Origin of the sequence: Yoonia sp. SDW83-1, from assembly GCF_046762885.1 — a bacterium.
GTDB lineage: Bacteria > Pseudomonadota > Alphaproteobacteria > Rhodobacterales > Rhodobacteraceae > Yoonia.
This window is the reverse complement of record NZ_JBKQXO010000024.1, coordinates 35,371-44,093: the sequence shown is the minus strand read 5'-3', so window position 1 is coordinate 44,093 and position 8,723 is coordinate 35,371. Positions and strand designations below refer to the sequence as shown.

The 8,723-nt window shown below is 56.0% G+C and carries 10 protein-coding genes; 8 read left to right on the top strand and 2 right to left on the bottom strand.

The window, feature by feature from the left end; translation table 11 throughout:
• Window positions 1-285: 285 nt before the first annotated feature.
• Complete coding sequence (locus ACFWW4_RS20600) at window positions 286-1,140, bottom strand: LysR family transcriptional regulator (RefSeq protein ID WP_411892559.1); 855 nt, start codon at window positions 1,138-1,140, stop codon at window positions 286-288.
• Window positions 1,141-1,243: 103 nt separating this feature from the next.
• On the opposite strand from ACFWW4_RS20600, the gene ACFWW4_RS20595 reads away from it, so the two are divergent.
• Genes ACFWW4_RS20595 through ACFWW4_RS20580 form a run of 4 tightly spaced genes read left to right on the top strand, consistent with a single transcriptional unit; the run spans window position 1,244 to window position 2,950 of the window.
• On the top strand, window positions 1,244-1,441 hold the full coding sequence (locus ACFWW4_RS20595; protein WP_411892558.1) for a tautomerase family protein: 198 nt from the start codon (window positions 1,244-1,246) through the stop codon (window positions 1,439-1,441).
• A 3-nt stretch (window positions 1,442-1,444) separates the two neighbouring features.
• Window positions 1,445-2,143 carry an SRPBCC family protein gene (locus tag ACFWW4_RS20590; RefSeq protein ID WP_411892557.1) on the top strand — a complete coding sequence of 233 codons (699 nt, stop codon included), beginning with the start codon at window positions 1,445-1,447 and terminating at the stop codon, window positions 2,141-2,143.
• Window positions 2,031-2,558 carry a YceI family protein gene (locus tag ACFWW4_RS20585; protein WP_411892556.1) on the top strand — a complete coding sequence of 176 codons (528 nt, stop codon included), beginning with the start codon at window positions 2,031-2,033 and terminating at the stop codon, window positions 2,556-2,558. The genes ACFWW4_RS20590 and ACFWW4_RS20585 overlap by 113 nt, the downstream gene beginning before the upstream one ends.
• 20 nt (window positions 2,559-2,578) lie before the next feature.
• A complete protein-coding gene (locus ACFWW4_RS20580) occupies window positions 2,579-2,950 on the top strand; it encodes a GFA family protein (protein WP_411892555.1) in 372 nt (123 codons plus the stop codon).
• A gap of 447 nt (window positions 2,951-3,397) precedes the next feature.
• Here ACFWW4_RS20580 and ACFWW4_RS20575 read toward each other — a convergent pair whose 3' ends face one another.
• Entirely contained in the window at window positions 3,398-4,189 is a 792-nt protein-coding gene (locus ACFWW4_RS20575) for a helix-turn-helix transcriptional regulator (protein ID WP_411892554.1), read from the bottom strand.
• A gap of 196 nt (window positions 4,190-4,385) precedes the next feature.
• Here ACFWW4_RS20575 and ACFWW4_RS20570 point away from each other — a divergent pair, with 196 nt between their 5' ends.
• The 4 genes from ACFWW4_RS20570 to ACFWW4_RS20555 all read left to right on the top strand — a co-directional run bounded on the left by ACFWW4_RS20570 (window position 4,386) and on the right by ACFWW4_RS20555 (window position 8,717).
• Window positions 4,386-5,324 (top strand): S66 peptidase family protein, encoded by a 939-nt coding sequence (locus ACFWW4_RS20570; protein ID WP_411892553.1) that lies wholly within the window; start codon window positions 4,386-4,388, stop codon window positions 5,322-5,324.
• A 485-nt stretch (window positions 5,325-5,809) separates the two neighbouring features.
• The gene (locus ACFWW4_RS20565) at window positions 5,810-7,492 is read left to right on the top strand and encodes a hypothetical protein (RefSeq protein ID WP_411892552.1); all 1,683 of its coding nucleotides are present in this window, start codon (window positions 5,810-5,812) and stop codon (window positions 7,490-7,492) included.
• Between the two features lie 89 nt (window positions 7,493-7,581).
• Window positions 7,582-7,842 carry a hypothetical protein gene (locus ACFWW4_RS20560; protein ID WP_411892551.1) on the top strand — a complete coding sequence of 87 codons (261 nt, stop codon included), beginning with the start codon at window positions 7,582-7,584 and terminating at the stop codon, window positions 7,840-7,842.
• Window positions 7,843-8,225: 383 nt separating this feature from the next.
• Window positions 8,226-8,717 (top strand): hypothetical protein, encoded by a 492-nt coding sequence (locus ACFWW4_RS20555; RefSeq protein WP_411892550.1) that lies wholly within the window; start codon window positions 8,226-8,228, stop codon window positions 8,715-8,717.
• Window positions 8,718-8,723 lie beyond the last annotated feature (6 nt).

Sequence of the window (8,723 nt, the reverse complement as noted above, 5' to 3'; positions counted from 1 at the left end):
GCGATGCAGCAATGAATTCGCGACAACGCAGGAAGTTTTCATGCTGCGAGCGCACGCAGCGCGACTAAGCCACCTCCGCAATGGGCTCTCTGCCGCCGTTAGATCGGTTGCAGTATGTGCGAAGGTCAGATGGTGTACCACGAGCAGGGACGGCCCATTCTGGACCTTCGACTACGGGGTCAGATGCTGCGGTTCAGCCCCTCAAACCGGACCCAGAACGCAAGAGCGTGAATGCGATAGCCGCACGAATTTAAACATAGCGGGACATGACGACATTGAGGGCGGCTACATGTTCTTCAACCCCCGCACGACCGCGGCCATCACCTCGCCCACACGCGGGACGTGGCGCAGTTCCTCGTGCGTCACCACCCATGCGGCGGTCTCCATCGCGTCGCCGAGGCGCACGAGCGAGGCCAGCGCCAGGTGCCGGGCCACGTAGGCGTCTGGCAGGATCGTCCGCCCCAGCCCGAGCGTGGCAAGCCGCGCGTGCGACATGAAGCTGTCGACGCGCGCGACGATGCGGGCGTCGGGTTCCTGCGCCAGGATGAAGTTGTCGATCTCGGACACGCCGCGCGGCAGGTTCCACGACAGCCACGGCAGGCCCGCGCCGCCCTTTGCCGCGTCCGGCGGCGCATAGACGCCAAGCTGGATCGGCGGCAGGCGGCGTCCGACGAGGCTGTCATGGGGCTTGTCGATGACCCGGATCGCGACATCGGTCTCGCGTCGGTCGATGCTGAGGTAATCGTTGGTGGGCCGCAGGTCGAGCACGAGGTCGGGAAACCGCTTCTGAAGTGCCACCAGTTCCTCCGCCAGAAGGTCGAGCAGAAAATCGGTGCCGGAGAGCTTCACGAGGCCGGAGACGGCGTAGCCCTCGGAGTGAGGCGCCAGCGCCGAGTTCAGACCCGCCTCCGCCGTCCGCGCGACGCGCACCAGCTCATTTCCGGTCGCCGTTAGCACAACGCCGCCCTTGATCCGCTCGACCAGCTTTTCGCCCAGCCGCTTCTCCAGTCGGCGCAAACGGCGCGGGATCGTCGTGGGATCGACGCGCAGCCGCTCGGACGCGCGGTTGACGTAGCCCGCCTCGGCCAGCGCGAGGATCAGCTTCAGGTCGTCCCAGTCCAGTTCGTCGCTCGGTCTCATGCCGCCTCCTGCATAGATGCAGGACAACCTGCAAAGACCTGCATTGAGATGTCAAGCGCCGTTGCACATCTTCCTTGCACACACCCGAACAGGAGAAACCCAAATGCCAACCATTCGCGTCACCGTCCCGCAGGCCGCCTGGTCGAAGGACGAAAAGGCCCAGATCGTGGCCAAGCTCACCGACGGGCTGAACGCCGTCGCCGCCGACAGCGGCAAGGGCGACATCAAGCCTTACATCAACGTGCACATCGAGGAGACCGCAGAGGGCGGCTACGCGATGGGCGGTCAGGTGGTGGGCTGAGCCATGGAACTGACCATCTCACGACAGATCAACGCGCCGCTCGACAAGGTATGGAACATCGTCGGGCCGAACTACACCGCCGCCGGGGACTGGGCCAGTTCGGTCTATGTCTCGGGCGCGCGGCCCGGCACGCCCAAGATCGCCAATGCGCCGGCGGCGGGGCGGGTCTGCGAAACTTCGCTCGGACCGTTCACCGAAACCATCGAAGCCTATGACGACGCGCGCCACATGGTGTCCTACTCGGCCACCGGCGCGAAGATGCCGGGCTTCATGAAGGGGCTGCGCAACACGTGGCACCTGACCCCCAGCGGCAGCGGCACCAAGGCCAGCATGACCCTGCGCGCCGACATCGCCTTTCCCATGAACATCCTCATGGGCTGGATGATGAAGATGCAGTTCAAGAAGGCCCTGAACGAGACCATCGACGACCTGAAGGTCTACGCCGAAACCGGCCGCCGCGGTCGGCGAGGCGCTTGCCGTCGATTTCCGCAACTTCGCGAACATCCACGGCGGCACCTACGTCGAGATGTGATGATCCGCCCGGGCGCCACACGCGCCCGGGGCACCCCCCGATCCCGAGGACAAACCGATGCGCACCACCATCCCCCTTCTCTTCTGGTTGCTGACAGCCAACCTCGCCCAAGCGATGGAGATCGACCACCATGCCAGCACGCTCGGCTTCACCGTGGAAATCGGCGGTAACATCAAGGAGGCCAGCTTTGCCGGCTGGCACGCCACGCTCGAAACGCGGGACGACCTGATCGCCGGGTTCGACGTCGTCGTCCAGATCGCCTCGGCCAGTTTGGGCAACGCACTTTTCGACAGCGTCATGCTGTCGCCGGACTGGCTCGATGCCGCGGCCCACCCCGAAGCGCGCTTCGTCGTGGACAGGATCGAAAGCAGCGGACGGGGGTCACATACCGCAACCGGCATGCTGACGCTGAACGGACATGAAAGACCACTCGCGGTGACGATCCGCGAGGTCGGCCCACTGGATGACCGGACCTTCGAGGTGTTCGCGCAACTGTCGCGGCTGGACTTCGGCATGACCGACATCACCGCCCCAGTGGCTGAGACCGTCGCGATCACCGGCCGGATCCACCTCCTCGACCAATGACATTCCTGAGAAAGATCCCCATGCTCACGCTCTCCGGTCGCTGCCTGTGCGGTGCCATCACCTTCGAGATCCCCGCCCCCGCGCGTTTCGACGTGTGTCATTGCGTCGACTGCCGTCGCTGGCACGGCACGTCCCCGGTCGGGATCGACCTGACCGACGTGACGCTCACCAGCGGGGCTAGCGCGCTCACATGGTATCGAAGCTCGTCCCTCGCCGAGCGCGGCTTTTGCAGCACCTGCGGCTCCAGTCTGTTCTATCGCATGACCACCAATCCGGCCCGCTGGTCGTGCTACCTCGGAGCGCTGGAAAACGTGCCCCGCAACATCGGGTTGGGATCACAGCATTTCGAGCAACAGAGACCGGCGCAATACCGGGTCGTGTCAATGCCATGACCCGGTTCAATGACGGGAGCGTCCATTCAACTGCATAATCGGAATCATCCAAAGATCTGCAAAACGATCGATTCAAGAGGCGCGGCCCGTTTTTTTTGGAGTAACTCTTAGAATATCCAAAACGGGGAAAACCGACTCACTGAAAGTCGTAGGGCATATGGCAGAAGCTCCCAACTAGCGCTTAGGATCTGACACTGTGAGATTTATCAAGTTCGATACCGGCCCATAGCTGCCTTTGGCCTGTTGGTGTTGATGCTGCGGTACGGCCGCTCAAAGCGGACATTGGTACGTGCTTAGGTTTTAGCATCGCAACCACATCTTAGCGGACCAATCCAAAGACCATAAACTCAAGGATAGATTCACCTTTGCTTGCCTCTGTTACGCTGTCGCAAGACTATCTTGCTAGACGAGTAAAATCATGCGAGTGCGCGAGAGCTAGAACTCAGATTATAGCTGATCTGCTGAGCTAAGGGCGCCATTCACAACGGCAAGCGACATTTTTGAGACCTCCTCGAGTTTCGGCAGGACTCGTTGGTCTTCTACATCAGAAATTTGCTTTGATCCGATTGCTTGTCTGAACGTCGCTTCAGAGCGTTTGCCCTGGCTCTTGAAAGCAACTACTGGAGAGGCGACGGGAAAATAACCAAAGTAAGTCTTTTCTTGCAATCCCATCACAACACCAAGTAACACGCCATTGTCAGACAAGCGAAAGTTCATTGTTTTTCGAATTACGTTAGCACCGTCATCCGTACGGCTACGCATCTGCAAAACAGATGCCTGCGGAACAATCGCAACGACACCCTGGAAAAGATAGTCGTGCCGTTCGCCTTCGCGCGACAAGTTCGACTGCCTTTCCAAGAATCGGAAACAATCGTCGGTATCCTCACCCGATATGCGAAGGTGGGAAATCACAACGCCGTCCGGGTAGTCAAATGAACGACGGTAAAGAAGATAATCGCCCTTCACCTGGGCAAGATCCGAGTATTTGTACCCACCAAACTTTGCGTCGGCATAGCCCAGGCGGGCGCCCAGCTCTTCGGGAGTCAGCAGCCTGTCTGTCAGTCTTACTTTGAAAACACTTTCTAACTTCTTCAAGGTGTTGCGCTGAGGCGAGGATCTGCCGTTTCTAAGATCATTGACGGTTCGCTGAGAAACTCTTGCCTGGACCGCTACATCTTGATCACCCAACCGGCGATGTTCCATCAACTTATTCAGATTTTCCTGAAAAATCTCCTGCAAATCTGCCCCTCCCTCAACAAGCGAATCGCTACATAATTATGAAATCCTAAGCAGAAGTCGGCAGAATCCAAAGGAAAACGCGAAGTTCTTCATCGTCGCGCCGAAAGCTATTGCCAGCTTTCCGTATTCTCCAGCAAAGAAGAGTGTTAGTAATCTTCGCTCAAAAAAAAGAGAATGGATGAATCGGAGAGCAGCTATGCGTCCACTAAAAGTTGGCGATACTATCGGGCTAGTTTCACCAGCCTCGGCGCCACAGGATCAGATAATCCCATTTGCGAACGACTTCTTCCCATCGCGAGGCTACAGAGTCCGCCACTTTGGGCATGAAGAAACTAGTTTCGGCCGTATGTCGGCGCCAGATGCCTCTCGCTCGGAGGCCCTAAAAGCTGCTTTTGATGCACCAGAGGTCGCAGCAATCATGTGTACACGCGGCGGATATGGAAGCGGACGACTGATTGATAAATTGGACTTTACCCAGATCGGCGCAAATCCCAAACCGTTCGTTGGCTATAGTGATATCACCAATTTGCTCATGGAATTCCATGTTCGCTTGGGGATGACTACTTTTCATGGCCCCATGGTGAGCGACCTGCACTCCAAGGGAGACGCTTGGTCAATTGCACGGATGTTCGATGTGCTCACAGGCCGGGCAAACGGATACCGACTAAGATCTGAGGACTTTGCCTGCTTGATACCAGGCCACGCAAGCGGACGATTGATCGGCGGCAATCTATCAATATTGTGTGCGATGGCCGGCACCACAAAGTTGGCGCCGGACGAGGATATTGTTCTGCTTATAGAAGATGTGGGTGAATTTATGTTTCGGCTTGACCGCTGTCTTGTGCAGCTATCGAGAATTGGACTTCTCGATCGGGCAAAAGCTATACTCGTTGCTGACATGAAATTGAAGGATCGCGGCGATGATAATTCCTTGGGGTTTTCACTTGAAGAAGTGTTTAGTGAACACTTCGGTCCGCTCGGGATTCCTGTCGCATACGACCTGCCTGCAGGCCACACAGAGCGCCAAATGACTCTGCCGATAGGTGCATGGGCAACTGTAGACGTGAGTCGGGACACGCTGAATCTATCGTTTCCATACCTGTGGCGCGATCAAGACAGCGAATATGCAGCCTGAGCACCAGGCGCTCCTTGCTCGCGCTCCCTACGCCTAATTTCGGGCTCATCTTTACAATACCGCATTCAATCCGTGTCCCACTGACCACACCAAGGGAACATTGCTCACGCAATTCAAGTCTGGATCAGGGCAAATATCGTGCACCGGAGTCAGCGGCTTTATGGTTAAAAGCTTACCGCTCGTGAGAGACTTATCTCATAAAATCAGCATATTAGCCTGCAATTCTCCTTGCTCTGATCATGGGACTAAACGGTTCTATCGGCTCCAGCTCTGCTAAGTTCTGCCGAATTGGCATCATGTTTTGCGCAGTCTTGGCGCAAAAATTCAAAACGTATCGCTCTTGAAAACGAAAATTTGCCGCAATCCCCAGAAAACTGAGTGGAAAAGGCATAACTCCCGCTGGCCAATTCCAATTCTCTCAATAGAACCAATGGATTGAATTCGGGCAAGAAAAGGACATCAAACCAATAAGGGGGAACTCAAAAATGTCCTTTACTCGTAATCCCGTAATTCTGCTGCTTGTCATCCTGTCTTGGACTGCGACTGCATCAGGTGTGTATCTCAAAACCGGTGGACCGGTTGATCCGTCTCAACCTGGTTTTTTCCTTGCTCTGCTTTTTTCCGTTCCGGGGCTGCTTTTTGCTGCGCTGGTGCAGGTGCTCAACGTCAAATGGCTCGAACTTTCGCTGCTGCCGCGCGCGGTCAACAATTTGAAGAGCGTCACGACTCTCTTGTTCGGTCTGACGCTTGCGATCAGCGTGACGTTCGGACTCGCATTCTACGGATCAGTCTTCAACAGCTTCGGCTCCGCCAATCGCGTTACTTTGGACGTGGCCCGTGAAGCGGTCGCGGAATCGGTCGAATCTGCCCATGCCAATGAACAACTGGTTGTCTCTTCTCTCGAGCAGCTCTACAGTTCAATCCGCGCGGAACGGGAAGAAGAAGGCAAGACTGGTGAAGGACCGCGTTATCACACCCTCGGACGCGCCCTTGAACAGATCGAGTTCGCATTGCAGCGGGCACGGTCAATCAATGTCGCGGAGCTTTCGGCTTCGGTCGAGACCGCTCCTGATATTGTGGCTCTTCGCGGTGTTGGTCGTCGTGCACACTCCTATGGAGCGATCGAATATCAGGCTGTAGCGAATAGCTTGGCAGCTGCGGAAACCGAGGTATTGTCTATCGCGGATAATGGGCGTCAGATGCATGCCGCGATGGCTTCTACCATTGCAATTGTACGTGGTGCGCTCGATCAGGACGTAACCCCTGTGGCCGAGCTCACGGACACCTTCGTATCTCCTGTCGAGTGGGCATTTGACGTATGGGGTCGTCTGCTTACCGCCCCCAAAGATCTTGACCGCGAGGAGTATCTGGCCTTGATCCTGGCCATCGTTGTCGATCTCTTCATCGCAATGCTGGTGATCTACGAAGCGCGGCGCGGTTCGCCGATGGCTAACGACGTCCAGGTGATCACTGAAGAGTTGGCCGAAGGTGCTAACCGCTTCGCCCATGTTGTGAAGAATGTGGGCCTGAAGGATGCAGCTGAGGCGATTCACCGGATCGAGCAAAACAGCAATGCCACTGGCAAGGTCGGATTGTTCGGTGGACAGGTGGTGTTTGCTGAGGTGCCCGTGGGCCATTCGACCTTCCACAAACTCATGCTGGCTCTCAAAGCAGCAGGTTATGCCTCTGAACTTCCGATGGCACCGGTGATTGCTCGGATTTTTCAGCGTGAGTGGATGAACTTCGATGAAGAGAGCCGCCTTAAAGTATTCTGGATTGGGCGTAATCGCTGGTACGAGCTTCAGAGCTTCAAATTGATCGCTCTCGCCGCGCAAGCCCTCGATGAAGACATGGTTTTCGGTGAATTTATCGACTGGCTCCGGACCGAACCCCGCTCTCGGGAACGCATGGGCCGCAACGTTGATGTAATGGCTCGTACGGTTGCTCGCTACTTCCCGACGGCGGTTGGCATGCGCTTGTCGGATCTTACTCCGGAAGTAGTAGATGGGATGATCGAGGATTTTCAACAGGAGAGCGGCCGTACGCTGCGCGCAAACACGCGCCGCACTTACGTTGGCTACTTTCAAACCATCATCGCAGCGGCACGTGGGCAAGGGATCCTTCCCGATGGCAATGCCGCTCGCGTGGTGAAACTTCGGGCTGCATGAAATCTCGCATAAAACTGGCGGGCCGCTGCAATACCATAGCGGCCTGTCCTTACAGAACAGAACTTAGATCATGGAGAAAGGGGATAGTAATGGCTCGCACGCAGGTATTTATGCTATTGGTTGCAATTGCGGCTGCCATTTGGAGATTAAACGATCCAACAGGCTCCTACGGCACCCTGCTTGAAATCAGTAAGTTTCTAACCCGCATATTCTCCGAAAAAGATCTAATTAGAACGGGTATTGGAATGCTTTTGGTAGATCAGTTTAATGGTTTTATTGTTGGAATTTTCGCCGCCTCGATTTTGCCCGTTTGTGTTCTTTTGGGAAAGTGCGTAGCAAAATCTTTCTAGAAAACCAAACGATATACTCTTGGCGTAACGCGAATACCTTTGAGCCTAGATTGATCACGGCCCTGAGCCGACATCCAGCTGGTGATCGCGATGCTGCAGTCGCAACCCGCATACCGGCCGTTCGCCGCACATGCGAAATCTAGAGATGGTCGAACTCACAGTCCGCCGGACATGGCCGTCATTTGTTGCTTGTGCGAAACGAGCGTTCTCGCTTCCGTACCACGTGCAAGCCGCCCAATAGCCCAAAGACATCGGGGTGTCGCTGGTCTCTTTCAAAAACTCATGGAATAGTGGATATTGGTTCTTAGTTCTTTATTTGATTCGAGGATCCGACCGCACTCGTCTTTGATCCAGAAGTGTCGCGATCTAGAGGAAGGATGCTCATGGGTATAGATATTCTTGTTAGCAACGCAATCGCATTGCTCTATCCCGCTGCGAAGAAAGCGGCGGGGCAAGTTGCCGAAGGCTTCCTCGCCGATTTTTCAGATGACGCCTACGCAGCCGCCGGTCGATTCCTTGCATGGCTCAAGAAGAAGTGGAGCAACAATCCAAAAGGGCAGCGCGCCATTGAAGATCTAGAATCTGACCCCGAAGACGAGATTTCAAGGCAGGCACTTAAGGCACGACTGGCCCAGGCTGCCGAAGATGACCCGGACTTTCGACACGAGCTGGAGCAACAAATCAAGGCGAGCGGGGCGGCCCTCAGCATTTTCATCTCCGTCAAAGACATGGAAGATATCACCGGCTTGAAGGTGGGCGAGTTCAAGTCCGGCGCCGCAGAAGTTCGAATTGTCGGAGACAAAGCGAAAAATGTCACGGGCGCAGAGATAGATGTTCTAGGTGACTCGCCCGCAAAGGATGACGACGCTCGCTAGGAGCGA

What these genes read in the sequence shown, in the direction of transcription:
- ACFWW4_RS20555 (WP_411892550.1), top strand. Translation starts at nt 8,226, where the DNA reads ATGGGTATAGATATTCTTGTTAGCAACGCAATCGCATTGCTCTATCCC.
- ACFWW4_RS20590 (WP_411892557.1), top strand. Translation starts at nt 1,445, where the DNA reads ATGGAACTGACCATCTCACGACAGATCAACGCGCCGCTCGACAAGGTA.
- ACFWW4_RS20595 (WP_411892558.1), top strand. Translation starts at nt 1,244, where the DNA reads ATGCCAACCATTCGCGTCACCGTCCCGCAGGCCGCCTGGTCGAAGGAC.
- ACFWW4_RS20570 (WP_411892553.1), top strand. Translation starts at nt 4,386, where the DNA reads ATGCGTCCACTAAAAGTTGGCGATACTATCGGGCTAGTTTCACCAGCC.
- ACFWW4_RS20560 (WP_411892551.1), top strand. Translation starts at nt 7,582, where the DNA reads ATGGCTCGCACGCAGGTATTTATGCTATTGGTTGCAATTGCGGCTGCC.
- ACFWW4_RS20600 (WP_411892559.1), bottom strand. Translation starts at nt 1,140, where the DNA reads ATGAGACCGAGCGACGAACTGGACTGGGACGACCTGAAGCTGATCCTC.
- ACFWW4_RS20580 (WP_411892555.1), top strand. Translation starts at nt 2,579, where the DNA reads ATGCTCACGCTCTCCGGTCGCTGCCTGTGCGGTGCCATCACCTTCGAG.
- ACFWW4_RS20565 (WP_411892552.1), top strand. Translation starts at nt 5,810, where the DNA reads ATGTCCTTTACTCGTAATCCCGTAATTCTGCTGCTTGTCATCCTGTCT.
- ACFWW4_RS20585 (WP_411892556.1), top strand. Translation starts at nt 2,031, where the DNA reads ATGCGCACCACCATCCCCCTTCTCTTCTGGTTGCTGACAGCCAACCTC.